Here is a 26,745-nt window from a genome sequence, read left to right as displayed (position 1 = left end):
ATGCGATTGACGCAGCCCATCCGAGGGATGCTCGCCGCGCTGAGCCTCAGTGCCGCGCTCGTGCTGAACACCGCCGCTCCGGCGAACGCGGCCATCACCGTCACGCTCTCGCCGACCGCGGGCGCCACGGGCACCCGGGTGGACGTGCTCGCGGCGAACTGCGACCAGGACGCCACCGGCGATGTCGAGAACACCGACACGAGCTTCAAGCTGCCGAAGAACGACAACAACGCGCAAGGCAGCTTCACCGTCACGGACAAGATGAAGCCCGGCGTGTACACGGTGACGGTGACCTGCGGTTCCGACATCGCTTCGACGAAGTTCACGGTCACTTCGGGGACGGGCGCCGCGACCGGCGGCGGCTCGACGGCCTCGGACGCGGCCACCGCGGTCCTGTGGACGGGCGCCGCCGCGGTGCTCGTGGCCGCCGCGGGGCTCTGGCTGCTCAAGCGCCGCGGCAATGTCACCGCCGCCTGAGACGACGGGCGAGGCGTCGCCCGACGAACGAACTGAGAGACCCGCTCACCGGCCGGAACCCGCGTTCCGGCCGGTGGCCGCTGTCGTCCTCTCGTTCGTGCTCGCCGGGGGCCTCGGGCTCATGCTCGGCGGCGTCCTGGCGGTGCCGTCAATCCAGATGCCGCACTTCGGGAACCCGTTCCACGACGACCCGTTCGCCGTCGCCGACCCGGCGGGCGGGACCTGGCTCGAGCGCTCCGAGCCGACCCGCGTCGACATCGGCGCGATCAGCGTGCACGCCCCGCTCACCGCGCTCGGCCTCGACTACGAGGGGAACTTCGAGGTCCCGAAGATGTGGCGGCCCCACGAGGCCGGCTGGTTCGAGGCGGGGCCCACGCCGGGCGAGTTCGGTACCACGGTGCTGATGGGCCACGTCGACACCGATCGCTCGGGGCCCGCGGTGTTCTACCCGCTCAAGGAACTCGACGAAGGCGACCGCATCGAGGTCACCCGCGAGGACGGCGTCGTCGTCACCTACGAGGTGACCGCGATCGAGTCGTACGCCAAGCAGCGCCTCCCCTACGAAGCGGTCTTCGGCATCGAGCCCGAACCGGCCCTGCGCCTCATCACCTGCGGCGGCGCCTTCGACCGAGAATCCGGTGACTACACGGAGAACCTCGTCGTCTTCGCGACCTACACCGGCCACCGCGACGCCACCGACAAGGACCGCGACCGCCCCCTGAACGGCCGCGACCATTTCAGGTGACGGCACAGCGGACGACCGGATGTCGGACCCTCCGGTTATCTTCGCCCGCATGGATTTGAAGATCGCGAACGTCACCGTCAACACGGACCGGCCCAAGGAGCTCGCGCAGTGGTGGCTCGCCGCGCTCGGCGGTGAGATCACCGCCGACTGGGGCGAGTACGTCATGGTCGGCCTCGGCGACGGCACCGGTCTCGCCTTCCAGTACGTCGAAGGCACGCAGCCGGGCCGCATCCACCTCGACCTCGTCACCAGCGACGCCGAACAGGAGGTCGCACGCCTCATCGCCTCCGGCGCCACCCAGGTCTCCCACCACGAGGCCCCCGGCGGCGTGTTCTCCTGGACCGTCCTCAAGGACCCCGACGGCAACGAGTTCTGCGTGTCCCAAGGCCACTGACCCCAAGTCGACTGACCGGCACCGGCCCAGCTGGTTCCGAGGCGTTCCGGTGCCTGACTTCGATCATCGAGGCGCGATCCCGCTGATGCGCATCATCGCGTCCGCATCGCCGAGCGAACACGCCCAGAACCGCCGTGCCCTCCGCGAGGCGCGGCTCCAGTGGATGCCCGTGAGCGCTCCACGGCGGTATCGATGCGCCGCACTCGCACCGTCGGCGTCCACTGGCTGCCCACAAGCGGACGCACGGCGATCGTCTAGGCTGACCCGTCTCCCAGAACCATGCTTCGAAGGGCCCAAGGCTTTCCGCCTTGGGCCCCTTCGTTATGCCCTGCACGGGGAGGAATCGGCGCACTCGAGCCCATGCTGCTCCTGCGGGATCGGCAGGTTCAGCACAGGTTGATCGCCCCGACGACCTGCCCGGCGAACTCCTGACCCGTAGGCTCGAACCCCATTCTCCGGTAGAAGCCCTCAGGGCCTGCCGCGCCGGGTTTCCACAGCACAGTTGCCCGTTTCGAGCCGCGTCGGCGCGCCTCCCCGAGTACCGCCTCGACCGCGAAGCGACCCAGACCGGCGCGTTGATGCCGCGCGCTGACATTGAGCCGCCATATGCCGCAGCGGAAGAACTCGATCTCTGCATCTGGATCGAATCCACCCATCACGAACGCCGCCGGTTCATCACCGAGGTACACCAGACGCGGCCACGCAGTCTCGAAGGACGCGTACGCCTCGGCCAGCGAAACCGCAACCGGCGCTACGAACGCTTCCTGCTCTGGCCCGACCTGGATTCGGCAGGCGAGGCCAACATTGGCGGGCGTGATGGTCTCGAGTCGCGGAGCATCGTTCATTACCTCAACCTAGTGACCGGGCCTTACATTCTCAGCCACGTTGCGGGCCGCTTCACAGGGCCGACCCGTTGGCTGATTTCCAACCCGCCGGTCAGCGACTGAAAACGAACTCCACTCCTCCACGGCAACGAGTTTCGGTACAGCGTTTCGAGCACCACACCCGGCTCAGGGCAATTCCGGCAACAAGGAGGAGCGGGTCGGGCTGCTCTTCGACACTCGAGTCCGGGCCTGCTCAGGTTCAGTCGGGCAGCGACAAAGAGGTGGAGCGGCGCTCGGGTCGCTCTTCGACCTCCCGGTCCGATCTGGTGCTGGTTCAAGCAGGCGGCGACAACAAGGCCGAAGAGGGATCGAGGGATGGAGGAATCCAGGTTCGTCTCCGGCCTCTCGGTCCATTCGAGCTGAGGCTCAGACATGCAGCGATGAAGAGGTGAGGGAGGGGCCGGGTCTGCCTCCGGCTTCCCGGCCTGATCGGGCTCGGGGTTCAGGCGGGCAGCGACGACAAGGTGGGGGCGGGGCCGGGTCCTTTTCCGGCCCCCCGGCCGGATCGGGCTCGGGGTTCAGGCTGGCGGCGACGGGGTGGATGGGGGTTCGGGTTCGTCTCCGGTTCTCTGGCCTGGTCGGGTCGGGGTTCAGTCCGGCGGCGATGGTGGGGTGTGTGGCTGGGGTGGGGTGGGTTTCCTGGTGTGGGCATGCCGAGGGCCCGAACCCTCGCTTGGGGTTCGGGTGGCGCTGCGTGGTGTGTGCGGCGCTTCCCCCAGCAGTCGCCTGCTGGGGCAGCCTAAGAACGGCGGGTCGCCGTAGTCGTCGGTCGCCGACCTTGCAGCCGTCGCTGTCGCTGTCGGTGGTGCGGGTGCCTGGACTGCTTCCTCGGCCCCCGGGGGTTGGCTGATGCTGAACTTCGCTCGGCATTGCGCTTTCGAGTCTCGCATGGCTTTGACCGCCCGGTCCCGGTCGATCATCTCAGCGATCCCGTCGAGGTCGGGCTTCAACGTCTCGGACCATTCGGTCCGGTAGAGCCCGGTGGGGAACACATCCCAGTCCGAGCCTGCATGCTCGGCGTCCATGTCGGCATCGGTGCGCCAGTCCGCGCACCCGCACCCGGCCGAGGCATCGGCGGGGCCGCTCTGACCGGTCCCGGCCGCTGCTGCGTGGCCGTCGTGGTGGGTGATGATCGCCTGGCCGGGGCCGGTCTTCTCCACGCTCCACCCGGTGGTGTGGATGCGGCCGTGATGGAAGCGGCACAGCAGGATCAGATTCTCCGCGACCGTGGGGCCGCCGTCGGCCCAGTGGGTGATGTGGTGCGCCTCGGTCCAGGCGATGGGCCGGTCACAACCGTGCCAAGCGCACCCTTCCGGCTGCTCGAGCTCCAGCTTGCGCCGCAGGGCGGCGTTGGGCAGGCGCAGCGCCCGACCGAGTTCGACCGCTTCACCCTTGGCGTAGTTGAACACCGAGGGGATGATGAGGCCTTCACAGGCCAGGAGCCGGGCACGGGCGAGGGAGATCGGTCGGCCTTCCAGGAGGGGGAGGCGCCCGGTGTCCTTGCCCTGCAACGTCTCGATGTCGACGGTCAGATCCAGGGTCGCGGTGTGCCCGTGCCGGGTCGCGGCCTGCGGGGAGGACCCGTACCCGGCCAGGAGCTGGTGGAGGGCCTCGGCGTGGCGGTTGGCCTGCGGCGGCAGCAGACCGCCGTCCTCAGGGTCGCCCTCGTCTTGGCGGGGTGGTGGGCAGGCGGTCTGCAGGTACTTGTCGAGCAGCCGCCCGGTCGCATTCGAGAGGTGCCCTTCCAGCGCCCACATGCCGTTACCGCACTCGATCAACTCCAGGCGCTGCATCGACTGCTCGCCGAGCCCATCAAGCAGCTCGGTCTCTCCGGCGATCGCGGCCCACAGCCCCTCAAGGTGACGACGCAGGTCCTTGAAGGAAGCATGAGCGCAGTACTCGACCACCATCGCCTCCGGCGTCGCACACTCCACCGCCGGGTCGAAGGGGGAGGGGACCGGGGCCGTGAAAGGAGTGCGGGCGAACAGGCGCATGGCCGGGGTCTGGTCGAGCTGGCGGACGGCGTAAGCGACCTGGTCAATCCGGGCCTGCCCCGACACCGCCGCCGAAGCAAGAAGACGGAACTTCCCCGACAACCGCGCGATGGCGGCGATGGCGCTGGCGGTGTTGAAGGTGAAGTCGAACTGCGACAGGAGCAGGTCGCGGAGGGCGGAGAACCCGAACTCGGAGCGGTGCAGGTTCGCCTCCTTCATCGCGATGACCGAGGCGAGGACCGCCGCGTGCTGGGCGTTGATGAGGGACGCGGCCTCATTGAGAGTCGAGCGGATCGCCGCAGCCTGGGAGCGGCGGTCAGGGGAAGCGGAGAGGAGCGAGGCGACGGGAAGGACCGGAGCTACCGGGCTGGTGTGGGTGTTGCATGCGGCCATGGGTCTCGCCTCCTCACCGATTCTCGAATGTCCTGCCTGTTTTCGGTTCCTTGTTCGTAGTTCAATGATGACAGAATGCTGTGCCGGTGTCATCACCCAACCGGGTGAACATTCCATGAGGGACACTCACGACACTCCGCCACTCCGCCTGGGGCGCAAAGCAAACCAGGGGCCAAATGGGCCTCCGCCGCCCCGGCCCCGGCGCTGCCGGGCAGCCGCACCGCACACCCCACCACCATGAGACCCTTTTGTCGCCGCGCGCTTGAACCCGTACCCACCGGACCCCGCAGCCGAATGGAGGCGCCCGCCAACCCGCTACCTCGTCGTCGCCGCCCGCTTGAAGCCCGATCGCTACAACGGCAACAAGTCGAAACACGACCGCGGGGGCGGGGACGGAGTTCTTGACCCCTGCCGTCCCCGCCCCCGCGGCATTCCAGGGGGCTCATCCGCGGGCGCTCCGGCATTGCCCAACCGCTACCGGATCCGCGCCCGCAATGCTCCTATTCCAGTACCCGCGCGAACGCGGCCCTGGTCTCTTCGAACACCTCCGCACCCGGGCGGGCCCAAAGCGCGTCGTTGAACAGCTCGACCTCGATCGGGCCGATGAACCCGGTCGCATCCACTTCGGCCAGATAGCGCTTGAAGTCCACACAACCGTCGCCCAGCTGGCCTCTGCCCGTGAGCACCCCCGCCGGGAGCGGGGTGACCCAGTCCGCGAACTGGAACGAGGCGATGCGGCCTTCGCGGCCAGCGCGGGCGATGCCCTGCCACACCTGCGGGTCCCACCAGATGTGGTACGTGTCGACCACGACGCCGACCTGCTCGGCCGGGAACGGCGCGGCCAGGTCGAGGGCCTCGTTGATGGTGGTGACCACGCACCGGTCGCTCGCGAACATCGGGTGCAGCGGCTCGATCGACAAGGTCACGCCGCGCTCGCCCGCATAGGGGGCGAGCACCGACAGCGCCTCTTTGACGCCTTCTCTGGCGCTGTCGATCGTGCCGCCTTCCGGGATGCCTCCCGAGACCAGCACCAGGGTCGGGGCGCCGAGCTCGGCCGCCTCGTCGATGGCCCTTCGGTTCTCGTCGATCGCGGCCTGCGTCGGGTCCGTGAAGAACCCGGCCCGGCACAGGCTGGTCACCTGGACTCCGGCGTCCTTCACGAGCTTCGCGCTCGCTTCGACGCCCATCTCCTGCACCGGTTCGCGCCATAGGCCGATCCCGGAACCGGTGCGCGCGCAGGCCTCGACGGCTTCGCGCTGGTCCCAGAACTTGGCCGTGGCGTGGTTGAAGGAGAACCGCTGCATGATGCTCATGCGAGGGTCCGCTTCGGCTGGCCCGCGACTTTGAGCAGGGCGTTGAACCGGTCGATGGCGCGCGCTTCGTCCGGGAAGAGCTCCACTTCGAGTGCGAGGTCGACGATCTCGCCGAAGTGCTTGATGGAGCGCGCCGATTCGAGGCCGCCCACCATCTTGAAGTGGTCCTGGTGGCCCGAGAGCCAGGCCAGGAACACCACGCCGGTCTTGTAGTTGAAGGTGGGGGCCTCGAAGACCTTCCGCGCCAGCGGGATCGTCGGGTCGAGGATGGCGTGGAAGCCGGCGACGTCGCCTTCGTCCAAGCGCTGCACGGCTTTCGAGGCGAGCGGCGCGAGCGGGTCGAAGATGCCCAGGAGCGCGTCGGAGTGGCCGTACTCGTCGCCGGCGATGAGCCGCGGGTAGTTGAAGTCGTCGCCGGTGTAGCAGCGGACTCCTTCGGGGAGTCTGCGGCGCACCGCGATCTCCGCTTCGGCGTCGAGGAGGCTCATCTTGATGCCGTCGATCTTCGCCGCGTTCTCGGTGATGATCTCGATGAAGGTGTCCGCGGCGGCGTCGAGGTCCGAAGAGCCCCAGTAGCCTTCGAGCGCCGGGTCGAACATGGGGCCGAGCCAGTGCAGGATCGCCTTGCCGCTGACCTCGCCGAGCAGTTCGGAGTAGAGCGTCTTGTAGTCGTCGGCGCTCTTGGCGCTCGCGGCGAGGGCCCTGGAGCACATGAGGATCGTGCCCGCTCCGGCGTCCTCGACGACGGCGAGCTGCTCGAGGTAGGTCGCGCGGATCTCGTCCATAGTGGTCGGTACGGCGCCGAGCTGGTCGGTGCCGACGCCGCACGCGAGGAGGTCGTCCGCCCCCGCGGCCTCGGCCGAGCGGCGGATGAGCTCCTTCGTGGCCTCCCAGTCGAGGCCCATGCCGCGTTGGGCGGTGTCCATGGCGTCGGCGACGCCGAGGCCGAGGTCCCACAGGTGCCTGCGGTAGCCGATGGTGGCGTCCCAGTCGACGACCGCCGGGCGACCGGGGCCGTTGTCAGCCAGGGGGTCCGCGACGACGTGGGCCGCGGAGTAGATGACGCGCGAGGTGAACTTGCGGCTCACAGCTCCAGGTCCTCCAGTTCGATGCGGCGGCCTTCGCGGGCGGACCGGTAGCCGGCCTCGGCCAGTTGCACGCCTCGCGCGGCGGCGAGGAAGTCGTGGTGCCACGGCTCGTCGTCCACGACGTGCCGCAGGAACTCCTCCCACTGGATCTTGAAGCCGTTGTCGAAGACCTCGTTGTCGGGCACTTCCTGCCACTGCTGCCGGAAGGGGATCGGCTGGTCGATGTCGGGGTTCCACACGGGCTTGGGGGTGTGCACGCGGTGCTGGGCGCGGGCCTTGCGCAGGCCCGCGATGGCGGAGCCCTCGGTGCCGTCGACGTGGAACTCGACGAGTTCCTCGCGGTCGACGCGGGTGGCCCAGGAGGAGTTCATCTGGACGACGGTGCCGTCTTCGAGCTCGAAGAGCGCGTAGGCGGCGTCGTCGGCGGTGGCGGTGTAGGGGTTGCCGTGCTCGTCGAAGCGCTCGGGGATGTGGGTGGTGACGTGCGCGGACACGGACTTGACCTTGGCGAACGTCTCTTCGAAGACGTAGGACCAGTGGGGGAACATGTCGAGGACCATGCCGCCGCCGTCTTCGGCGCGGTAGTTCCAGGAGGGCCGCTGTGCCGCTTGCCAGTCGCCTTCGAAGACCCAGTAGCCGAACTCGCCGCGCACGGAGAGGACCCGGCCGAAGAACCCGGAGTCGACGAGGCGCTTGAGCTTGCGCAGGCCGGGGAGGTACAGCTTGTCGGCGACCGCGCCGTTCTTGACGCCGGCGTCGCGTGCGGCGCGGGCGAGGTTCAGGGCGTCGTCGAGGTTCGTGGCGATGGGCTTCTCGGTGTACACGTGCTTGCCGGCCTTGATGGCCGCGTTGACGGCGGTGAGGCGGTGCTGGGTGGTGAGGGCGTCGAAGTAGACGTCGATCTTCTCGTCGCCGAGGGCCTCGTCCAAGCTGGTCGTGTACTTGTCCAGGCCGTGGCGGCCGGCGATCTCGGCGAGCTTGTCGGCGCTGCGGCCGACCAGGGTGAGCTCGGGCCAGATCACGCTGCCGTCGGCGCGTTCCACGCCGCCCTGCTCGCGAATGGCGAGGAGTGAGCGCACGAGGTGCTGCCGGTAGCCCATGCGCCCGGTCACGCCGTTGAGGGCGATGCCGACGGTGATTCTCTCTGCCATAGGGATGTGCTCCAGATCTTGCCGAACATGGCTTCGCAAGCGTTTGCCTCACGCCTCGGCGAAGCAACTCGCAAAGCTCAGGCAAACGCTTTCTTTGTTTCTTGAACTATACATCAATCGACACCTTTGTGAAAGCGGTCTCCGGACAGTTTCGCGGTACGGTCATATCGCGTTCGGAGCCTTGCGGAACGGGGCCGTTCCGAGCATGGAGAAAGCCCCGGCCGAGCAGCCGGGGCTCACGAGATGACGCTAGAGGTACTGCTCGCTGATGTCGGTGACTTCGGCGGCGGGCGCCCAGATCTGGTACACGCCGTTGTCGTACGGTTCGAGCCCGAGCGAACGGGCCACGTCGCTGCTGCCGCCACGGTATTCGAGCCGCAGCCACTCCCCCGAGGCACCGAGCACGAAGAACGGCTCGCCCCGCCAGGTCGCGACGGTCCGCACGTAGAAGAAGTCCTCGAGCTCGCCGATCGGCACGCCGCGCCGGAACCGCCCGTCGGCGACCTCCACGAAGCCGTCGCCGCCCGTCGGCGAGTAGAGCCGCACATGGGCCCCGTCGGGGCTCGAGTCGTATTCGGCGCCCTTCCAGCGGGCGATGTAACCGTCGCGCATCAGGCGTCCTTCCATTCGCGGCTGTCGAGCACGTTCGCGGCCCGATCCTCGGGCTTGGGACGCACCAGGTCGTAGTGCCCGTCCGCGTCGCCCCAGGCCTCGCCCAGCGCGCTGTCGTAGCCGGGGGTGGCGTCGTAGCCGTACGCCTCGCCCATCGGACCGCTCGGCGCGGGACCGGCGGGCAGCGCCGGCGTCGAGGGCGCTTCGATGGCGGCCGGGCCGCCGAACGCGCCGTCGATCGGGGTCCATTCGCGGGTGTCGGCGTCGTAGAGCGCGATGTCCGTGACCTCGCCGCGCGAGTCGATCCGGGAGATCTTCGCGCCGTGCGGGAGCCGTACCGAGTCGACCTTGTGCTCGGGGATGCGCTCGTCGCCCTCGGAGGGCGCGAACCCGTCGCCGCGGAACGGGCTGGGCTCGACGACGGTGCCGCCGCGCGATTCGGCGGTCTCGTAGTCGTTGCCGCCCAAGGCGACCGGGTAGAGGTCGGTGCGGTAGCCGATCCAGCGGAGCACGTGCACCGAGTCGTCGGTGGGGCTGAACTCCTCGCTGGAGCGGATGAGTCCCAGCGCGAGGTACAGCTGCGCGGGCGTGCGCAGGTGGTCCACGGCCTCGGCCGGGTGCACGAAGCCGCCGACGCGGTCGTATCCGCGTTCGAGGTAGAACGGCACCTGCTGGTGCGGGATGGTCTTCTGCCACAGGATCGGCTGGACCTTGTGCGACGGCGAGTTGGCGCGCGCGGCCGCGGCCTGGCGGCGCTCCATCTCGGTGGCGAAGCCGAGCAGGTCCTTGGCCTCGGCCCACTTGAGGAGCGGCTCGATCTCGGGGCCGCTCATGTTCGCGCCCACCGAGGTGCCCGGGTTGACGTACAGCGCGTAGTCCTGCGCGGGCCAGTGCTGGATGAGCCAGCCGAAGGGCACGATCGTGTGGGGGGTGTCCTCGCCCGCGCGTTCGGCCATGCGCTCGGGGGTGGTGTAGACGGTGATGCCGATGATGCCGTCGACGATGTCGCTGGCCCACCGGAAGGCGGGGTCGCCGACGCGCAGGTGCGCGGCCTCGGGGTCGCCGATCGGGAGGATCACGCTGGCGCACAGGAGGGTCTGGAGGAACGCGGCGGTGTCGCCGGTGGAGGCGGCCTCGGCGAGCAGCGGTTCGGCCGCTTCACCGGTGAGTTCGACCGGCTGCTGGGACTGCGGCTGCGCCTCGGGCCGCGGTTCGGACTCCGCTGGACGGCGGCCGAACGCGCTCGACATGGACGCGAACGATTCGGCGTCGCGCTGCGGATCGCCGTCGTACGCGTGGTCGCCGAAGTCGTCGTTGCCGAACGAGTCGCCTCGGGGCGGCGCGTTGAACGCGTCGTTCCCGAAGGACTGGCCGGCCGGGAACGGCTCGGGCGCGGCGCTCGGCGGCGCGGGCGCGCGGGTCGGCAGCGTGGACGGGTCGGGCTGCTGCTCGCGCAGCCAGTCCGGCGCGTCGGGCCACTGGTCCTGCTGGGCCGACTGGGTCGGCCATTGCGCGTCGGCGGGGAACCCCTGCGGGCTCGGCGCGGCGGGCGGCTGGGAGTAGTCCTGGGGCTGGGAGCCGAAGCCCTGCGGTTGCGAGCCGAACTCGCGCGGCTGCGAACCCATGCCGCGCGGCTGCGAGCCGTAGCCCGGCTGCCGGGGCTGCGACGGCTCCGGCGCGGGCGGCGGTTGGGAGGCGAAGGAGTGGCCGTTGAACGGGTCGGCTTCGGGTGCCTCGGGGTCGCGGGGCGGCTGGCGCAGCGGGAGGCCCGCCTGCGTGGTGCCGCCGACGGTGGACTGCTGCTGCGCGGTGCCGTTGAGGTCGGAGGAGCGCCGGGGTGCGGGCGGGACCTCGGGCACCGGCGGGGCCGGGGGCATGAAGCTCTCGCGGCGCTGTTCGGGGGCGGGCGCCATCGGGTTCGCGAACGGGTCCGACTGCGCCTGCGTGAACGACGGTGCGGCGGCGAACGGAGACGCTTGCGCGCCAGAGGAATAGGTGTCGCCGTAGGGGTCTGCGGCGGGTTCCGGGGCCGGTGCCGGGTCGGCCGGGACGGTGGTCATGCCTTGGGCGACCTGGGTGACGAACCACGCCGGCAGGTAGCCCTCGATCGGCAGGCCGGGGTTGACGGCGAGCCACCACTCCTCGTCGGGCCAGGCCTCGGCGAGCGCGGCGAACGACACGCGGCGGGACGCGCCGGCATTATCGCGCAGACACACCTGGAGCGCGCTCTCGGAGGTGAACGCGAGAATATGGGTGCGGTCGTCGGTGGTCCAGGTGGCCCAGGTATCGGCCCCCGCACCGTTCGAGTCCTCATAGGACAGTGGGAGGACGAGTTCGATCTGCGCCAGGGTCCGGAAGTATCCGTCCTGGTCCTCGGCTCGCAGCGCCTCCCGGAGACGGTGCTCGATCTCGTTACTGGGTTCCCACATCGATCCCACTCAGCCCTTCCCCCCTACCGGTCTTGGATGGGGCGGTGCTCATTTACGGCTCGCAAGCTTCGCCGAGCGTGTCGAGAGAACGCGGCGTCCCCTCGCGATCGTCACCGTAACGCGAGGGCGTTGTCAAGTTTCCGTCAGTAGGGCGAGAATAACGAATTCATAAAGGAGAGCGTGTGTCATTCCCACGCTGTGGGCCTGTCGCTGTGTAACGATCCGGTTCTCATGGGGGACCGCTCTGCACGCTACGTTCTCGCCTGTCTGTGCTCGACGCTGTTGGCGCTCTTGCTCTCCGCGCAGACCGGCCGCGCCTCCACGCCCGCCGCCTGGCATCTCGCCGCGGTCAAGGCCCCCGAGGCCTGGCCGATCGCGACCGGCGAGGGCGTCACCGTCGCCGTCGTCGACTCGGGTGTGGACGCCGACCACCCGGCGCTCGAACGGTCGGTGCTCCCCGGCCGCAGCTACGTCGACGTCGACCCCGCCGCCCAGCCGCGCCTCCTCGCCTTCGGCTCCGATCCGGGCCCGGTCTACGAGCGGGCATTCGGCCAGGCCGACCCGGTCGGGCACGGCACCGCCGTCGCCGGGCTCATCGCCGCGAGCGCCGAGTCGCCCCACCCGGGGATCGCCCCCGACGCCGAGATCCTGCCGGTGCGCGTCCTCGACGACGAGAACCGGTACCACGATTCGGCGATGGTCGGCGCGGCCGTCCAGTGGGCCGTCGACAACGGCGCCGACATCGTGAACCTCTCGCTCGGCGGCCACTACGACTCGCCGCCGTTCGCCGAGGCGATCGCCTACGCGGAACGGCACGACGTGCTCATCGTCGCCTGCACCGGGAACCAGCACGACGACGAGCCGAACGAGGACGTCTGGTTCCCCGCCCGCGTCGCCGACGTGCTCGCCGTGACCGGTTCCGACGAGCACGGCGAGCGCTGGAGGACCGCCGTCACCGGCGCCGAGACCGATCTCGCCGCGCCGGGGGCGAACCTGGTCGCACCCAAGCCCGGCGGCGGCTACAAGACCGTCACCGGCACGTCGTTCGCCACGGCGGTCGTCTCGGGCGCGGCGGCCCTGGTGCGGTCGGCGCACCCGGAGTGGAGCGCCGACCAGGTGCGCCGCGCGCTCACCGAGACCGCCGCCGACGGCGGCCCGGACCTCGGCGAAGGCGTCCTGGACGTGGCCGCCGCCGTCGAAGCGGAGGTGCTGCCGCGCCCCGCCGAGCCCGCCGAGGCCGAGATCTCACCGGTCTGGAGCGCGGCGGCGACGGCGGCCGGAGGCGGCCTGCTCGGCGTGTCCGCGCTGCTCCTGCGCGGTGGACGCGGCGCTCGGAGAGGCGGTCGACTGCCGAGCCGCCCGCGTACCATGGCGGAGTGACCGCCGCAGACGCCCGCTGGATGAACTTATGGCTCGCAATCCCGCACACCGAAGCGCCGAGAGCGAACTGGCCAAGAAGCGCCGGGCCCGCAAGATCAACCGGCTCCTGGCCGCGGCCCATCCCGACGCGAAGTGCGAGCTCGACTACGCGAATCCGCTCGAGCTCGCCGTCGCCACGATCCTCTCCGCGCAGTGCACCGACGTGCGGGTCAACCTCACGACGCCGGCGCTGTTCGAGCGGTACCGCTCGGCCGCCGACTACGCCGAGGCGAACCCCGAGGAGGTCGAGGCGATCATCCGGCCGACGGGCTTCTACCGCAACAAGACGAAGTCGATCATCGGGCTCGGCAAGGCCCTCGTCGAGCACCACGGCGGCAGGCTCCCGGAGGACATGGACGCCCTGGTGAAGCTCCCGGGGATCGGCCGCAAGACCGCGAACGTCATCCGCGGCAACGCCTTCGGCGCCCCGGGCATCACCGTCGACACGCACATGATCCGCATCACGAACCGGCTCGGCCTGGTCGAGGGGACCGACCCGGTGAAGCTCGAGTACCAGATCCAGAGGCTCATCGAGCCGCGCGAGTGGACCATGTTCTCGCATCGGATCATCTTCCACGGCCGCCGCGTCTGCATCGCCCGCAAGCCCGCGTGCGGGGCGTGCACGCTCGCGACGATCTGCCCCTCGTACGGCGAGGGCCCCACGGACCCGGCCGAGGCCGCGAAACTCCTGAAGGGCGACAACGTGGACGAGCTCATCAAGCTGGCCGGCATCGAGCATGCGGTGAGCCGGTGAAGCGTCTTCTCACCGCCGCGGCCGGACTGTGCTTCTTGGCGGCCTGCACGAGCGAACCCCCCGAACCGGGCGTCGCGGTCCCGAGCATCGAGGACCCGACCTGGTCCGTGGCCTGCGCCTCCGGTACGACCCCGATCGAAGGGGTCGGCGACCTCGAACTCGACTGTCTCGGCGACGAGGCGGCGACGGCGGTCGGCCCGGGAGGGCAACCCCTGGTCGTGGTCCTGTGGGCCAGCTGGTGCGGGCCCTGCCGGGACGAGGCACCGGAGGTCGAGGCGTTCTTCCAGGCCCACGGCGACCAGGTCGACGTGCTCGGCGTCGACACGGCCGACACGCGCGACGTCGGGCGCTCTTTCGCCGAGGAGTTCGGCATGACCTTCCCTTCCGTGTTCGATCCCGAAGAGGCCGTTCGCATCGGGCTAGGAGTGCCGGGCCTGCCCGGGATCGCGTTCGTGAACCCCGACGGCACGGTCGCCGAGCTCGTCGCGGAGCCGGGCGTCACCGCCGAGAGCCTCACCGAGACCGCCGAATCCGCGTTCGGACTGGACCTGGCATGACCGAGTCCCGTCCCGACTGGTGGCCGCCGCTCCTCAAGGCCGCCGAGGAAGCCCGCCCGCCCGTGATCGGCCGCGTCGTCGCCGACCACCTCCTCCCCTACGAAGAGGAGCACGCCCGCAGCGCTTCCGTGCTGGTGCTCCTGAAGGACGACGAGCACGGACCTTCGGTGCTGCTCCAGCAGCGGGCCGCCACACTGCGCCACCATCCGGGCGAGGTCGCGTTCCCGGGCGGCGGCGCCGAACCCGGTGACGCCGACGCCGCGGCGACCGCGCTGCGCGAAGCCGCCGAGGAACTCGCCGTCGACCCTGACACCGTCTCCATCGGACGGTCGCTCCCGAGGCTCTGGATCCCCGTGTCCGGCTTCGCTGTCACGCCGGTGCTCGCCCTGTGGACGCGTCCGCACCGGGTCGCGCCGCAGGCGGCCTCCGAGGTCGCCGCCGCGCACCAGGTGCCGCTGCCGCTCCTGGCCGACCCGGCCTCGCGCGGCACCGTCCCGTTCCCTTCGGGCCGCAGCGGACCGGGCTTCCAGGTCGCGGGCGTGCCCTTGATTTGGGGGTTCACCGCCGGGGTACTGTCGTGGCTGCTGGACCTGGGCGGCTGGACCCGCCCCTGGGACACCGGCCGGACGATGGAGCTCGAACGGCACTGAACGGAGGGGCGAATGGAGCCGACCAGTGCGGGACTCCTCGTCGATGTCGTGATCGTGCTGCTGGCGCTCCTGTTCGCCGTCAACGGCTACCGCGAAGGCTTCATCGCCTCGGCGACCACGTTCTTCGGCTTCCTCGGCGGGGCGATCCTCGGCATCCAGCTCGCGCCGTTCGCGGCCGACTTCTACACCGAAGCGCTCGCGAAGCTCATCGCCTCGCTCCTCGTCGTCTTCGCACTCGCCTTGGGCGGCATGGCCCTCGCGACCTCCCTCGGCTACAAGCTCCGCAGGCGCCTGCGCTCGGACGGCTCCAAGCGGATCGACCACCTCGCCGGGCCGGTCGTCTCGGTCGCCGCGGTCCTCCTCGTCACCTGGGTCGCCGCCGCGCCGCTCGCGAACTCCTCGATGCCCGCGGTCGCCGCGGCCGTCCGCAACTCGAGCCTCGTGAGCGGCATCGACGAGTACATGCCCGAGGCCGTCAAGGGCGTCTACGAGGCGATGCGCGAATCGCTCAACACCTCCGGGATGCCGGACGTGTTCTCCGGCCTCGACCCGACCGAGGCCCGCTCGGTCGAACCGCCCGACCCCGAACTCGCGGCGTCCGGCCTCGTCGTGAACGCCGAGGACTCGGTCCTGAAGGTCCACGGTTCGGCGCCGTCGTGCGACCGCCAGATCGAGGGCTCGAGCTTCGTCTACGCCGACGGCCTCGTCGCCACGAACGCGCACGTCGTCGCCGGGACCGACCACGTGCAGGTCGAATCGGACGGCGACCTGCTCGACGCCGAGGTCATCGTGTTCGAGCCCGAGAAGGACCTCGCGATCCTGTCCGTCCCCGACCTCGACGCCGATCCGCTGCCGCTCCAGTCGGCGACCGCCGGCTCCGGCGACGACGCGATCGTCCTCGGCTACCCCGCGGGCGGCCCCTACACGGCGACGGCCGCGCGGGTGCGCGAAGCGCGGATCGTCACCGGCCCGGACATCTACGACTCCGGCACCGTCACCCGCGAGGTCTACCAGCTGTACGCGAACATCATCGGCGGCAATTCGGGCGGCCCCCTGCTCAACCCGCAAGGCGAGGTGATCGGTGTCATCTTCGCCGCCGCGGTCGACGATCCGGAGACCGGTTACGCGCTGACACTGGACGAGTCCGCGCCTGTACTGGACGCGGGACGGTCCGCCTCGGGGCCCGTCGGGACCGGATCCTGCACCTGATCTGTGGGTTCCTGTGGGATTACGCCATTGCCTGATACTGGGCGTGGCGTCACATTGCAGGTAGGCTGTACCGGTCGCTGTCGACGCTTTCCGTTCACCGGAACGAATACCCTGCTGAGACGGCGTGGTGAATCTCTCGCGGTGACGCTCGGAACCGACGGAACGCATTCATTCGGATACGAATGTCGATTTCGGCGTCTACGGTGCGCATGTGGATTTACGGGGGTCTCGCTCCCGCAATGCGGACAAGAGGCATAGACTCAGTACTTGCACTAGCGGTGCGTTGAAGAAAGGTGCGAACGGACATGGAAGATGTATTGGCCAGGGCCGCCCTGTTCAAGGGCGTAGATCCCGAAGCTGTCGAGTCGCTCATCAAAGAGATGGAGTACATCGACGTCAACAAGGGCCAGACCGTCTTCACCGAGAACGAGCCGGGTGACAGTCTGTACATCGTCATGTCCGGGAAGGTGAAGCTGGGCCGCCGCTCGGCCGACGGCCGCCAGAACCTGATCGCGGTCATGGGCCCGTCCGACATGGTCGGCGAGCTCGCGCTGTTCGACCCCGGTCCCCGCACCGCCACCGCCACCGCTCTGACCGACACCCGCCTCGCCCGCCTGTCGAAGACGGCGCTGCGCCCCTGGCTGGCGAACCGGCCCGAGATCGCCGAGCAGCTGCTGCGGGTGATAGCACGCCGGCTGCGTCGCACGAACGACTCGATGGCGGACCTCATCTTCACCGACGTCCCCGGTCGCGTCGCGAAAGCCCTGCTGCACATGGCGAGCCGCTTCGGCACCCGCGACGGCGGCGTCCTGCGCGTCACCCACGACCTCACGCAGGAAGAGCTGGCCCAGCTGGTCGGCGCTTCGCGCGAGACCGTGAACAAGGCCTTGGCTGATTTCGCCGGGCGCGGCTGGCTGCGCCTGGACGGCAAGAGCGTCATCATCATGGACCCCGAGCGTTTGGCTCGCCGGGCCCGCGTGTAACGCCCACGAGTGATCCTTCAGGCCCCCGGCTGAGCCCGGGGGCCTTTGCCGTTCCGGGCGTCGGCGAAGCTCGCGAGCCGTAAATGCGCAGGGTCCGGAGGGTGATCTCCCGGTCACCGGGCCCGGGCGATTCGACGTTCGCACCCGCGTCCGTCTAGACTTCCGGTAATCATCCCGGAGTCTGCTGAAGGAGCGTTGTGGCAGGGCAACTGAACGTCGAAGTCGTAGCAGTCGACTCGAAGGTGTGGTCCGGCACGGCCAAGGCCGTGTACGCGCGCACCACCGAAGGCGAACTGGGCATCCTCCCGAACCACCAGCCGCTGCTCGGCGAGCTGCGCATCGACAGCACCGTACGGGTGCAGCCGATCGAAGGCGCCGAACTGGCCTGGCAGATCGAGGGCGGCTTCCTGTCGGTGACCACCGACGGGGTCACCATCCTCGCCGAGACCGCCGAGGCGGTCGCCCCCGCTTCGGCGTAGCCATGCTGAAGGCACTGCTCGTCGTCGCCGCACTGGCGGCGGCCGTCGCGGTGTTCTTGGTGCTGACGTACGTCCGCCGCTCCTTCCTGTCCCGCTCGGGCTCGGTGGCCATGGCCGCCAGGCTCTCCCGGCACATGGAAGGGCGCGGCTGGGCGCCCGGCTTCGCGGTCTACGAGCACGGCACGCTCCGCTGGTACCGGATGTTCTCCCTCGCGTTCGGGCCCCGCTATTCGCTGCCGCGCCATGACGTCCAGGTCTCCGAGCGCCGCAAGCCGGTCGGCCCGGAAGCGCAGATCTTCCCGCCCGAAGTGGCCATCCTGCGCTGCAAGAGCGCTACGGGCGAAGTGGAACTCGCGATGACCACTTCGGCGGTCACCGGATTCCTCTCCTGGCTCGAAGCGGCCCCGCCCGGGGCCGAGTTCTACTCGGGACGCGACTGAGACGACACGCCTCCTCCGAATTGATCGGAGGAGGCGTTCCCTTTGCTACGCGGCGGGTTCGAGCGTCTTCAGGAACAGCGTGTTCCCGTCGAGGTCCTTGAGCGACACGGTGAACATCTCGGTCTCGGCGTCGATCCCGACCTCGCCGAAGAACTGGTAGCCCATGGCCGGCGACGTGTTCGCGGCCGGAGGCGCCTGCACGAACACCGCTTCGGGGCCGAAGGTCGCGTCGAGCCGGTTGGGCCCGAACGCGCCCGCGTTCAGCGGCCCGGACACGAACTCCCAGAACGGGTCGAAGTCCTGGAACACCGCCCGGTCGGGGCTGTAGTGGTGGGCCGCGGTGTAGTGCACGTCGGCGGTCAGCCACACCATGTTCTTGACGCCCTGGCGCTTCGCGTACGAGAGCAGGTCCGCGATCTCGGCCTCACGGCCGCCGGGGGCGCCGCCGGTGCCGTTCGAGACGCCTTCCTGAGCGCCGGTGCCGTCGCCGACGATGAGCCCGATCGGCAAGTCCGCCGCGATCACCTTCCAGGTGGCCTTGGAGCGGCGCAGTGCGCCCTTGAGCCATTCGAGCTGAGCGGCGCCGAGGATCTCGCCGGACTCGGTGTCGGCGTCCGGGTTGGCGCTCTTGAAGGTCCGCATGTCGAGCACGAACACGTCGAGCAGCGGGCCGTACGCGATCCTGCGGTAGATGCGGCCGTCATCGTCGGTCGCGCCGAAGCCGCCGGGCGTGTACTCGGCGAAGGCCCGGCGGGCCCGCGCGGCGAGCACGTCGACGTTCTTCTCGGTGTACTGCGGCAGGTCGAGGATCTCCCCGGGGTACCAGTTGTTGACGACCTCGTGGTCGTCCCACTGGTTCACCATCGGCACCTGAGCGAGGAACGCTCGCAGGTTCTCGTCGATCAAGTTGTACTTGAACTGGCCGCGGTACTCGTCCAGGGTCTCGGCGACCTTCGACTTCTCGGCGGTCACGGTGTTCTTCCACGTGGTGCCGTCGGGCAGCGCGACGGATTCGGCGATCGGCCCGTCGGCGTACACGAAGTCGCCCGAGCACAGGAAGAAGTCCGGCTCGGCGTCGGCCATGGCCTGGAAGATCCGGAAGCCGCCGAACTCGGGGTTGATCCCCCAGCCCTGCCCGGCGAGGTCCCCGGACCACTGGAAGCGGAGGTCCCGGGGTTCGCAGGCGGCCGTGGCGAACGAGCCTTCGAGCGGCTCGGAGCCGCGCTCGCCTTCGGCGGTGATCCGGTAGTGGTACCGCCGGCCCGGGCGCAGGCCCTTCAGCCGCAGTTTCCCCGTGAAGTCGGTGTCCGCGGTGAGCGCGGGGCCTTCGATGCGCCTGGCGTGCTTGAAGTCCGGGCGCGTCGCGAGCTCCACCCGCATCCGGGAGCCGCGGTCGGCGCGCGTCCACAGGATCGCGCCGCGGTCGGTCACGTCACCGGACTGGACGCCGTGGGTGAGTTGGGGGCGCGAGGCCGCGTACGAGATCCCGGGAGTCCCGAGAAGGATCGCGCCGCCCGCCCCGGCGGCGAGCAGCCGCCGACGGTGAATCTGCACTGGTGCTCTCCAAAACCGTGGGGTTCGATGATCAAGCCTCACCCAACCAGCCGAGGACGACACCGAGACGACCGGAAGATGAACACCAGGGCGTTCAGATTCCAGCGATCCTCGGGAAGCAGCCGGAACGCGCCACCTGCAGCGGTGCCACCGGGCGGAGGTCGCGCTCACCGTGCGCGCCACCCGGAAGGCCCCGCTCCCCGGTCGGCCTTCGCCGTGGTGTTGCCGGGGAGCGGGACCGGAGTGCGGTCGGGGTGGTCTTCCTTCGCCGACCGACTGGTCTCAGGCGCCGATGCGCGGGAAGGGCTTCGTGGAGAAGACCACTTCCACCGGCACTTCGAAGTATTCGGCGAGCTTCAGGGCGAGGTGGAGGCTCGGGCTGTATTCGCCGCGTTCGAGGTAGCCGACGGTCTGGTAGTGGACGCCGAGGGCGTCCGCCAGCTGGCGCCGCGAGACGCCCCGTTCGGCGCGCAGCATCGCGATCCGGTTGTAGACCTCGTCCCCCGCCACGGCTCGATCACCAGTCCCTCTGCATGTCGGCGCGGCGCGCCGCCACCGCCGAACCCGATTCGCGCCGCGACATGCGCCGCAGCAGCCTGGGCGCCAAGGCCATCGAGACCACGGCCCAGACCGCGAGCACGGCGAACATGGTAACGGTGCGCCACTCGCCGCCGATCTCCACGGCCGCCATCGCGTCCGGGAGCAGCGCGTGCCGCATCCCCAGGCCCATCCAGTAGATCGGGAAGACCTGCCCGATCCCCTGCAGCCAGCCCGGGAGCGCCGTGATCGGGTAGAAGATCCCCGAGATCGCGACCAGGCCCATGATCGGGAAGATCACGAGTCCCATGTTGCGCGGGTTGTCGATGATCGCGCCGAGCACCGCGCCGATCGGCAGGGCCGCGACGATCCCCATGAGCAGCACGGCGACGAAGGTCAGCCACCGGTCGGGCGTACCGAATTCGAGGCCGTCGAACAGCGGCAGGCCGACGGCGAGCAGCGCGACGACGGTGACGCCGGTGAACATCGCCGTGGACACGAGGTGCCCGACGAGGTAGCCGGTCATGCCGCCGGGCATCGACTTGGCGCGCAGCAGCGTGCCGTTGGTGCGGTCCATCGCGAGCGCTCCGACCATGGCCGTGATCCCGCCGAACACCACGTTCATGCCGATGAGGCTCGGCATGTTCATGGAGCCCAAGGAGACCGGTGCGCCTTCGTAGTCCGCGCCCTGCATGAACAGCAGCACGACGATGGCGATGCCGGTGGGCATCACGAACCCCATCAGGTCACCCGGGGACGTGAGCGAGACCTTGGTCTCGATCAGCGCGCGCTTCCAGCCGGTCCGGTACTCGTGGAGGGTGTTGGTGCTCATCGGGTGTCCTCTCTTGGCGAAGCTTGCGAGCCATAAATTGGCAAGGAAGGTGTCCACGGCGGATGCGGCCTGCCCGGCCTCGAATTTCGCGACCAGCTCCAGATACGCGTCTTCGAGGCTCGCGCGGTGGATCTCGAGCTCGGTGACCGCGCCGCCGTCGGTGGCGAGGAGGCTCCGCACGAAGTCCGTGGCGTCCTCGGTGGCGTGGATCTGGAGCTTCCCGTCCTGGATCCACTTCACTTCGGCCGTGGTCGAGGCGGCTCGGGCCAGCTGGTCGGGCGAGCCGTCGGCGATGATGCGCCCGCCCGCGAGGATGAGGATGCGCTCGGCCAGTTTCTCGGCCTCGTCGAGGTCGTGGGTGGTGAGCAGGATCGTGGTGCCGTCGAGGTCGGTGAGCCGGTGGATGAGCTCGTGGAACTCGCGGCGGGCGTGGGGGTCGAAGCCGGTGGTCGGCTCGTCGAGGAACAGCAGGGCCGGGCGACCGATGATGCCGAGGGCGACGTCGAGGCGGCGGCGCTGGCCGCCCGAGAGGGTCTGGACCCGCTGCCTCCCCTGGTCGGCGAGCCCGACGAGCTCGAGCAGTTCCGAGGCGCCCCAAGGGTCGGTGTACGGCCGGTAGTACTCGGCGAAGTGGGCGACGATGTCGCGCACCTTCCATTTGCCGTTGTCGCGCCATTCCTGGAGCACGACGCCGAGCCCGGCCCGCCAGGCCTCGCCGCCGCCCGCGGGGTCGACGCCGAGGACGCGCACGTCGCCACCGGAGCGGGCGCGGAAGCCTTCGAGGATCTCGATGGTGGTGGTCTTGCCGGCGCCGTTGGGGCCGAGCAGGGCGGTGACGCCGCCGGGTTCGATCTCGAGGTCGAGCCCGGTGAGCACGTCCTTGTCGCCGTAGCGCATCCGCAGGTCGGATACGGCGATGGCGGGCCCGTCGTAAGCCGGGGGGTGTCCCATCTGCATCTCCGTCGCATGAGTTCATTCTTTGATAGCAGACATGCTACATCTTGCCGTAGAACTCCGCCAACCCGTATGACGACGAGGGCCGCCCCCCAGCGGGGGGGCGGCCCTCGCGGTGCGAAGAGTGGAGTCTAGGTGCGGCGCTTCTCGCCGGAGCGGGCGAGGAATCGCTGCAGGAGGATGAAGGCGAGCAGGAGCACGCCCATCACGATCCGCGCCCACCATGAGGAGAGCCCTCCATGGAAGGCGATGAGCGTGTTGAGCAGGCCCCACACCATGACGCCCGCGACGGTGCCGAGGACGAACCCGGCGCCGCCGGTGAGCAGTGTCCCGCCGATGACCACGGCGGCGATCGCGTCGAGTTCGGCGCCGACGTTCGCGAGCGGGTTGGCGCTCTTGGTCGCGAACGCGGCCAGCACCCCGGCGAGCGAGGCGCAGAACCCGCTGATCGCGTACACGCCGATCTTGGTGCGCGCCACCGGGAGCCCCATGAGCAGCGCGGACTGCTCCGAGCCGCCGACGGCGTAGACGCCGCGTCCGAAGCGCGTGTAGTGGAGGACCACGAACGCCACGATGACGACCGCGAACGCCACGAAGGACAGGTACGGCAGCCAGAAGCCGCCGTCGCGGACCTTTCCGCCGAACTCGACGTGGGTCATGCCCCACTGCCAGAAGTCGACCTCGCGCATGGACACGTCGGTGTCGGAGATCTGGAGGGTCAGGCCGCGGAACAGGAAGAGTCCCACCAGGGTCGCGATGAACGGCTGCACGCTGAAATAGTGGATGACCGCGCCGATGAGCAGCCCCCACAGCGTGCCGAAGGCCAGCACCAGCACCATCGCCAGCGGTGCCGAGACCCCCGAGTCCACGGTGAGCCACGCGCACGCCATCGTCGAGAAGGCCATGACCGAGCCCACGGAGAGGTCGATACCCCCCGAGAGGATCACGAACGTCATGCCGATGGCGATGACCAGCAGCGGCGCGTAGTCGATGAAGAGTCCGGCGACGACCTGCGGGCTGTCGAAGTTCCTGAAGTTGGCGATGCCGCCGAGGTACATCACGAGCAGCAGCACCACGGTGGCGCCGATCGGGATGTACCTGGTGAGGCCGTCGAACAGCGTCGAGCGCGACGGGCGCTCAGTCAGTGTCTCGGTGCTCATTTGGCCGGGACCTCCTCGGCGGGCGCGGGCGCGGCGATTTCCGGTTTCGGCTTGAACGGCTTCAGGATCCAGCCCCGGAACTCGGAGCTCTGCAGCAGGGCGACGGCGAAGACCACGATGGCCTTCGCGGTGAACTGCCACTGGCTGGAGAGGCCGACGTTGATGATGGTGTCGTCGAGCGTCCCGATGATCACGACGCCGATGACGGTGCCCAGCAGGTAGAACCGGCCGCCGAGGAGCGCGGTGCCGCCGATGACCACGGCGAGGATCGCGTCGAGCTCGATCCACAGGCCGCCGTTGTTGGCGTCGGCGCTGCCGAGGTTGGCCGCGCCGATGAGCCCGGCCAGGCCCGCGCACAGCCCGCACACCAGGTACACGAGGACGGTGATGCCCTTGGAGCGGATGCCCGCGAGGCGGCTCGCCTCGGGGTTGCCGCCGACCGATTCGAGCAGCAGGCCCAGGGCGGTCTTGCGGGTGAGCAGCGCGATCGCGACGAACACGAGCGCGGCGATCCAGATCGGCACGGGGATCGTGAGGATCTCGCCGCGGCCGATCTGCGTGAACGGGCTCGAGTCCTGGACCTTCGGGATCTGCCCGCCGGTGATGAGCTGGGCGATGCCGCGCCCGGCGATCATGAGGATGAGGGTGGCGACGATCGGCTGGATGCCGAAGTACGCCACCATGGTCCCGTTCCACGCGCCGATGACGGCGGTGACGATGAGCGCGAGGGCCACGGCGGAGAAGATGAGGCCCGCCGCGGACTGGTCCTCCTGGCCGATGATCATCTGGCAGGCGATGGCCGCGCCGATGGCGTACACGGCGCCGACGGAGAGGTCGATGCCCTTGGTGGCGATGACGAGCGTCATGCCGAGCGCGATGAGCATCAGCGGCGCGGAGCGGCGCAGGATGTTGACGAACGCGCCGCCGAGGCGGCCGTCGTTGACGCTCGGGACGATGAAGTCGATGCCGGTGGCGGCGATGTTGACGACGATGAGCGCCACCAGGATCAGGACCGGCCACATGAGGCGTTTCGCGTAGGGGTTCATCGCTCGCCTCCCTTCGCCACGATGGTGTCGACGATCTTCTCGGTGGTCATGTCGGCCTCGGATTCGAGCACGGCGATGAGTTCGCGGTCGCGCAGGACCGCGATCCGGTCGGACAGGCGCGTGACCTCGTCGAGCTCGGCGGAGACGAACAGGACCGCCATGCCGTCCGCCGAGAGTTCCGCGACGAGCTTCTGGATGTCGGCCTTGGCGCCCACGTCGATGCCGCGCGTGGGCTCGTCGAGGATGAGCAGCTTCGGTTCGATGAGCATCCAGCGGGCGAGCAGCACCTTCTGCTGGTTGCCGCCGGAGAGGTTCTTGACGGGCATGTCCGGGTTCGCGGGACGGATGTCGAGCTTCTCGATGAACTCGGCGACGAGCTTGTCGCGGCGGGCCACCGGAATCGTCCGGGCCCAGCCCCGCGAGGCCTGCATCGCCAGGATCATGTTCTCGGCCACCGTGAGGTCCCCGACGAGGCCTTCGGTCTTGCGGTTCTCCGGGCAGTAGGCGATGCCGCGCGCGGAGGCGGTGCGCGGGTTGTGGCCGCCCACCTTCGCGCCGTCGAAGGCCAGCGATCCGGAGTCGGCGCGGTCGGCCCCGGCGATGAGCCGGATGGTCTCGGTGCGACCGGAGCCGAGCAGTCCGGCCAGGCCCACGACCTCGCCGCGGCGGACGTCGAGGTCGTACGGCGCGATGGATCCCTTGCGACCCAGGCCGGTCGCACTGACCAGCGGTGTCTCGTCCTCGACCTGGTGCGCGGCGGCGGTCCGCTCGATCTGCTCGAGGACGACGGCCTCGCGGCCGAGCATGTGCCCGATGAGCTCGTTCTCGGGGAGGTCCGCGGTGGACCATTCGCCGACGAGCTTCCCGTTGCGCAGCACCGTCATCCGGTCGCTGATGTCGTAGACCTGCTCGAGGAAGTGGGAGATGAACACCATCGCGGTGCCCTGCTCGGCGAGGCGGCGCATGACGCCGAGGAGCACGGCCACTTCGTCGCGGTCGAGCGAGGAGGTCGGCTCGTCGAGGATGAGGACCTTCGACTCGATGTCGACGGCGCGGGCGATCGCGACGAGCTGCTGCATGGCGATCGAGTAGGAGGACAGCGGCGCGGCGACGTTGAGGTCGATCCCGATGTCGTCCAGGAGCGCTTTGGCCTTGCGGCGCATGGCGCGGAAGTTGATGAACGGGCCGAGGCGCGGCTCGCGCCCGGCGAAGAGGTTCTCGGCCACCGACAGGTTGTCGGTGAGGTTGACCTCCTGGTAGACCGTGGAGATGCCGGCGGATTGGGCCGCACCCGGGGAATGGAAGCGGACGCTCTTCCCGTCGAGCAGGATGTCGCCGGCGTCCGGGGTGTGGACACCCGTCAAAACCTTGATCAAAGTGGACTTTCCGGCACCGTTCTCCCCCATGATGGCGTGGATCTCTCCTGGCCTGAGGGTGAAGTCCACGCCGTCGAGGGCGCGGACACCGGTGAAGTCCTTCCTGATCCCGGTCATCTGGACGATCGGGTCGTCAGACATGGGATTCGACCTTCGCTGTGCGGTTGGAGGGCTCTGGGATTGACTGCGTCCGGGCGGACCTCGCGGTCCGCCCGGACGTGGGGAGAGTGCCGATCAGAACTGGCGGTTGGGGAGTTCGGCCTCGAACTGGGTGGCGTCGAAGACGCCCTCCTCGACCGGGGTGAACTTCTCGGGGGTCTCGCCGGCGGCGACCGCCTCGACGACCTCCATCAGCTGGGGACCGAACGCCGGGTTGCACTCGACGATGTAGTTGACCTTGCCGTCGACACCGGCCTGGAACCCGGCCTTGGAACCGTCGACGATGATGATCTGGATGTCCTGGCCCGGGACCTTGCCGGCCTCTTCGATGGCCTGGATGGCGCCGAGGCCCATCTCGTCGTTGTGGGCGTAGAGCAGGTCGATGCCGTCGAGGCCGTGGGTGGTGATGAAGGTTTCCATCACGGCCTTGCCCTCTTCGGCGGTGAAGTTGCCCGACTGGGAGTCGACGATCTCGTAGTTCAGGCCCTCGGCGTCGAGCACCTCGAAGAAGCCGGACTTGCGGTCGTTCGCGGGAGCGGAACCGGTGGTGCCCTGCAGCTCGAGGATCTTGGTGCCGTCGGCGTCGGCGGCGAAGGTCTCGGCCGCCCAGGCGCCGGCCTTGCGGCCCTCTTCGGCGAAGTCCGAGCCCAGGCGGGTCACGTACAGGTCCTCGTCGGCCGCTTCGACGCCGCGGTCGGCCAGGACGACGGGGATGCCCGCGTCCTCGGCCTCCTGCAGCACGTCGGTCCAGCCGGTCTCGACCACCGGTGCCAGGACGATGACGTCAACCTGCTGGTTGATGAAACCGCGGACGGCCTCGATCTGCTTTTCCTGGTCCTGCTGCGCGTCGTTGAACTTCAGGGTGTGGCCCGCGGCCTCGGCCGCGTCCTGCACCGACTTGGAGTTGGCCGTGCGCCACGCTGATTCGGCGCCGACCTGGGCGAAGCCGATGACGAGGCTGCCGTCGTCGCCGCCGTCGGAGCCGCCGTCACCGCCGCCGCAGGCCGCGAGTCCGAAGAGGAGTGCACCGGCGCCGATGCCGGCAAGAGCTTTCTTGAACACGTTGGGGGTCGCCTTTCAAGCGTGTTGAATACGAGGGTTTTGGATATTTGCGTGAACGCATGTTACCGCTCATATCCTGGCTCGTGTTATCGCT

At 69.4% G+C, this 26,745-nt stretch carries 24 protein-coding genes and 2 pseudogenes; 11 read left to right on the top strand and 15 right to left on the bottom strand.

Going from position 1 to position 26,745, the window contains the following annotated elements; translation table 11 throughout:
• The 3 genes from JHY01_RS03790 (at position 1) to JHY01_RS03780 (ending at position 1,616) form a co-directional block, all read left to right on the top strand.
• Entirely contained in the window at positions 1–477 is a 477-nt protein-coding gene (locus JHY01_RS03790; protein WP_205324262.1) for a hypothetical protein, read from the top strand.
• Positions 478–550: 73 nt separating this feature from the next.
• The gene (locus JHY01_RS03785) at positions 551–1,222 is read left to right on the top strand and encodes a class F sortase (protein ID WP_205324261.1); all 672 of its coding nucleotides are present in this window, start codon (positions 551–553) and stop codon (positions 1,220–1,222) included.
• Between the two features lie 49 nt (positions 1,223–1,271).
• Positions 1,272–1,616, top strand: coding sequence for a VOC family protein (locus JHY01_RS03780; protein ID WP_205324260.1), 345 nt, complete (start codon positions 1,272–1,274; stop codon positions 1,614–1,616).
• Between the two features lie 386 nt (positions 1,617–2,002).
• On the opposite strand, the gene JHY01_RS03775 is transcribed toward JHY01_RS03780, so the two are convergent.
• From JHY01_RS03775 to JHY01_RS03745, 7 genes are all read right to left on the bottom strand, one after another.
• A complete protein-coding gene (locus tag JHY01_RS03775) occupies positions 2,003–2,461 on the bottom strand; it encodes a GNAT family N-acetyltransferase (RefSeq protein WP_205324259.1) in 459 nt (152 codons plus the stop codon).
• Positions 2,462–3,090: 629 nt separating this feature from the next.
• The gene (locus JHY01_RS03770) at positions 3,091–4,887 is read right to left on the bottom strand and encodes an HNH endonuclease signature motif containing protein (RefSeq protein WP_205324258.1); all 1,797 of its coding nucleotides are present in this window, start codon (positions 4,885–4,887) and stop codon (positions 3,091–3,093) included.
• A 500-nt stretch (positions 4,888–5,387) separates the two neighbouring features.
• On the bottom strand, positions 5,388–6,200 hold the full coding sequence (locus tag JHY01_RS03765) for a sugar phosphate isomerase/epimerase (RefSeq protein ID WP_240192338.1): 813 nt from the start codon (positions 6,198–6,200) through the stop codon (positions 5,388–5,390).
• Positions 6,197–7,288: a dihydrodipicolinate synthase family protein gene (locus JHY01_RS03760; protein WP_205324257.1), complete on the bottom strand. Its 1,092-nt coding sequence runs from the start codon at positions 7,286–7,288 to the stop codon at positions 6,197–6,199. Before JHY01_RS03760 ends, JHY01_RS03765 begins: the two co-directional genes overlap by 4 nt.
• On the bottom strand, positions 7,285–8,439 hold the full coding sequence (locus JHY01_RS03755; RefSeq protein ID WP_205324256.1) for a Gfo/Idh/MocA family protein: 1,155 nt from the start codon (positions 8,437–8,439) through the stop codon (positions 7,285–7,287). Before JHY01_RS03755 ends, JHY01_RS03760 begins: the two co-directional genes overlap by 4 nt.
• Before the next feature lie 249 nt (positions 8,440–8,688).
• The gene (locus JHY01_RS03750; protein ID WP_374199487.1) at positions 8,689–9,054 is read right to left on the bottom strand and encodes a hypothetical protein; all 366 of its coding nucleotides are present in this window, start codon (positions 9,052–9,054) and stop codon (positions 8,689–8,691) included.
• Positions 9,051–11,480: an SseB family protein gene (locus JHY01_RS03745; protein WP_205324254.1), complete on the bottom strand. Its 2,430-nt coding sequence runs from the start codon at positions 11,478–11,480 to the stop codon at positions 9,051–9,053. Before JHY01_RS03745 ends, JHY01_RS03750 begins: the two co-directional genes overlap by 4 nt.
• A gap of 282 nt (positions 11,481–11,762) precedes the next feature.
• On the opposite strand from JHY01_RS03745, the gene JHY01_RS03740 reads away from it, so the two are divergent.
• The 8 genes from JHY01_RS03740 (at position 11,763) to JHY01_RS03705 (ending at position 17,971) form a co-directional block, all read left to right on the top strand.
• The gene (locus JHY01_RS03740; protein WP_205324253.1) at positions 11,763–12,860 is read left to right on the top strand and encodes a S8 family serine peptidase; all 1,098 of its coding nucleotides are present in this window, start codon (positions 11,763–11,765) and stop codon (positions 12,858–12,860) included.
• Positions 12,861–12,888: 28 nt separating this feature from the next.
• Positions 12,889–13,653 carry an endonuclease III gene (nth, locus tag JHY01_RS03735; protein WP_205324252.1) on the top strand — a complete coding sequence of 255 codons (765 nt, stop codon included), beginning with the start codon at positions 12,889–12,891 and terminating at the stop codon, positions 13,651–13,653.
• A complete protein-coding gene (locus JHY01_RS03730) occupies positions 13,650–14,210 on the top strand; it encodes a TlpA disulfide reductase family protein (RefSeq protein WP_205324251.1) in 561 nt (186 codons plus the stop codon). The genes nth and JHY01_RS03730 overlap by 4 nt, the downstream gene beginning before the upstream one ends.
• Complete coding sequence (locus tag JHY01_RS03725; protein ID WP_205324250.1) at positions 14,207–14,860, top strand: CoA pyrophosphatase; 654 nt, start codon at positions 14,207–14,209, stop codon at positions 14,858–14,860. The genes JHY01_RS03730 and JHY01_RS03725 overlap by 4 nt, the downstream gene beginning before the upstream one ends.
• 12 nt (positions 14,861–14,872) lie before the next feature.
• A complete protein-coding gene (locus JHY01_RS03720; protein ID WP_205324249.1) occupies positions 14,873–16,069 on the top strand; it encodes a MarP family serine protease in 1,197 nt (398 codons plus the stop codon).
• A 305-nt stretch (positions 16,070–16,374) separates the two neighbouring features.
• On the top strand, positions 16,375–17,052 hold the full coding sequence (locus JHY01_RS03715) for a Crp/Fnr family transcriptional regulator (RefSeq protein ID WP_030144656.1): 678 nt from the start codon (positions 16,375–16,377) through the stop codon (positions 17,050–17,052).
• A gap of 197 nt (positions 17,053–17,249) precedes the next feature.
• Complete coding sequence (locus JHY01_RS03710; RefSeq protein ID WP_205324248.1) at positions 17,250–17,531, top strand: F0F1 ATP synthase subunit epsilon; 282 nt, start codon at positions 17,250–17,252, stop codon at positions 17,529–17,531.
• Positions 17,532–17,533: 2 nt separating this feature from the next.
• Positions 17,534–17,971: a DUF2550 domain-containing protein gene (locus JHY01_RS03705; RefSeq protein WP_205324247.1), complete on the top strand. Its 438-nt coding sequence runs from the start codon at positions 17,534–17,536 to the stop codon at positions 17,969–17,971.
• Between the two features lie 45 nt (positions 17,972–18,016).
• On the opposite strand, the gene JHY01_RS03700 is transcribed toward JHY01_RS03705, so the two are convergent.
• The 8 genes and pseudogenes from JHY01_RS03700 to JHY01_RS03665 form a co-directional block, all read right to left on the bottom strand.
• Positions 18,017–19,525, bottom strand: a complete 1,509-nt coding sequence (locus tag JHY01_RS03700) for an alkaline phosphatase (RefSeq protein ID WP_205324246.1) — start codon at positions 19,523–19,525, stop codon at positions 18,017–18,019.
• A gap of 282 nt (positions 19,526–19,807) precedes the next feature.
• The gene (locus tag JHY01_RS03695; RefSeq protein ID WP_205324374.1) at positions 19,808–20,002 is read right to left on the bottom strand and encodes a helix-turn-helix transcriptional regulator; all 195 of its coding nucleotides are present in this window, start codon (positions 20,000–20,002) and stop codon (positions 19,808–19,810) included.
• A gap of 40 nt (positions 20,003–20,042) precedes the next feature.
• A pseudogene (locus JHY01_RS27985) lies at positions 20,043–20,768 on the bottom strand (ABC transporter permease); the annotation flags it as partial.
• A gap of 183 nt (positions 20,769–20,951) precedes the next feature.
• Positions 20,952–21,845, bottom strand: a pseudogene (locus tag JHY01_RS27980) (ABC transporter ATP-binding protein); the annotation flags it as partial.
• 134 nt (positions 21,846–21,979) lie between these two features.
• Positions 21,980–23,008, bottom strand: a complete 1,029-nt coding sequence (locus JHY01_RS03680; protein ID WP_205324245.1) for an ABC transporter permease — start codon at positions 23,006–23,008, stop codon at positions 21,980–21,982.
• Positions 23,005–24,054: an ABC transporter permease gene (locus JHY01_RS03675; RefSeq protein ID WP_205324244.1), complete on the bottom strand. Its 1,050-nt coding sequence runs from the start codon at positions 24,052–24,054 to the stop codon at positions 23,005–23,007. The genes JHY01_RS03680 and JHY01_RS03675 overlap by 4 nt, the downstream gene beginning before the upstream one ends.
• Positions 24,051–25,571, bottom strand: coding sequence for a sugar ABC transporter ATP-binding protein (locus JHY01_RS03670; protein ID WP_205324243.1), 1,521 nt, complete (start codon positions 25,569–25,571; stop codon positions 24,051–24,053). Before JHY01_RS03670 ends, JHY01_RS03675 begins: the two co-directional genes overlap by 4 nt.
• Before the next feature lie 93 nt (positions 25,572–25,664).
• A complete protein-coding gene (locus JHY01_RS03665; RefSeq protein WP_205324242.1) occupies positions 25,665–26,651 on the bottom strand; it encodes an ABC transporter substrate-binding protein in 987 nt (328 codons plus the stop codon).
• Positions 26,652–26,745: the final 94 nt, after the last annotated feature.

The sequence above is a fragment of the Glycomyces sp. YM15 genome (assembly GCF_016918015.1).
GTDB lineage: Bacteria > Actinomycetota > Actinomycetes > Mycobacteriales > Micromonosporaceae > Glycomyces.
This window is presented reverse-complemented; position numbering and strand designations above follow the sequence as displayed.

Excerpts from the sequence above, each read along its gene's own strand:
- JHY01_RS03775 (WP_205324259.1), bottom strand. The coding sequence starts at position 2,461 with ATGAACGATGCTCCGCGACTCGAGACCATCACGCCCGCCAATGTTGGC.
- JHY01_RS03755 (WP_205324256.1), bottom strand. The coding sequence starts at position 8,439 with ATGGCAGAGAGAATCACCGTCGGCATCGCCCTCAACGGCGTGACCGGG.
- nth (WP_205324252.1), top strand. The coding sequence starts at position 12,889 with ATGGCTCGCAATCCCGCACACCGAAGCGCCGAGAGCGAACTGGCCAAG.
- JHY01_RS03725 (WP_205324250.1), top strand. The coding sequence starts at position 14,207 with ATGACCGAGTCCCGTCCCGACTGGTGGCCGCCGCTCCTCAAGGCCGCC.
- JHY01_RS03745 (WP_205324254.1), bottom strand. The coding sequence starts at position 11,480 with ATGTGGGAACCCAGTAACGAGATCGAGCACCGTCTCCGGGAGGCGCTG.
- JHY01_RS03780 (WP_205324260.1), top strand. The coding sequence starts at position 1,272 with ATGGATTTGAAGATCGCGAACGTCACCGTCAACACGGACCGGCCCAAG.
- JHY01_RS03695 (WP_205324374.1), bottom strand. The coding sequence starts at position 20,002 with ATGCTGCGCGCCGAACGGGGCGTCTCGCGGCGCCAGCTGGCGGACGCC.
- JHY01_RS03670 (WP_205324243.1), bottom strand. The coding sequence starts at position 25,571 with ATGTCTGACGACCCGATCGTCCAGATGACCGGGATCAGGAAGGACTTC.
- JHY01_RS03705 (WP_205324247.1), top strand. The coding sequence starts at position 17,534 with ATGCTGAAGGCACTGCTCGTCGTCGCCGCACTGGCGGCGGCCGTCGCG.
- JHY01_RS03675 (WP_205324244.1), bottom strand. The coding sequence starts at position 24,054 with ATGAACCCCTACGCGAAACGCCTCATGTGGCCGGTCCTGATCCTGGTG.
- JHY01_RS03720 (WP_205324249.1), top strand. The coding sequence starts at position 14,873 with ATGGAGCCGACCAGTGCGGGACTCCTCGTCGATGTCGTGATCGTGCTG.
- JHY01_RS03770 (WP_205324258.1), bottom strand. The coding sequence starts at position 4,887 with ATGGCCGCATGCAACACCCACACCAGCCCGGTAGCTCCGGTCCTTCCC.
- JHY01_RS03790 (WP_205324262.1), top strand. The coding sequence starts at position 1 with ATGCGATTGACGCAGCCCATCCGAGGGATGCTCGCCGCGCTGAGCCTC.
- JHY01_RS03715 (WP_030144656.1), top strand. The coding sequence starts at position 16,375 with ATGGAAGATGTATTGGCCAGGGCCGCCCTGTTCAAGGGCGTAGATCCC.
- JHY01_RS03680 (WP_205324245.1), bottom strand. The coding sequence starts at position 23,008 with ATGAGCACCGAGACACTGACTGAGCGCCCGTCGCGCTCGACGCTGTTC.
- JHY01_RS03765 (WP_240192338.1), bottom strand. The coding sequence starts at position 6,200 with ATGAGCATCATGCAGCGGTTCTCCTTCAACCACGCCACGGCCAAGTTC.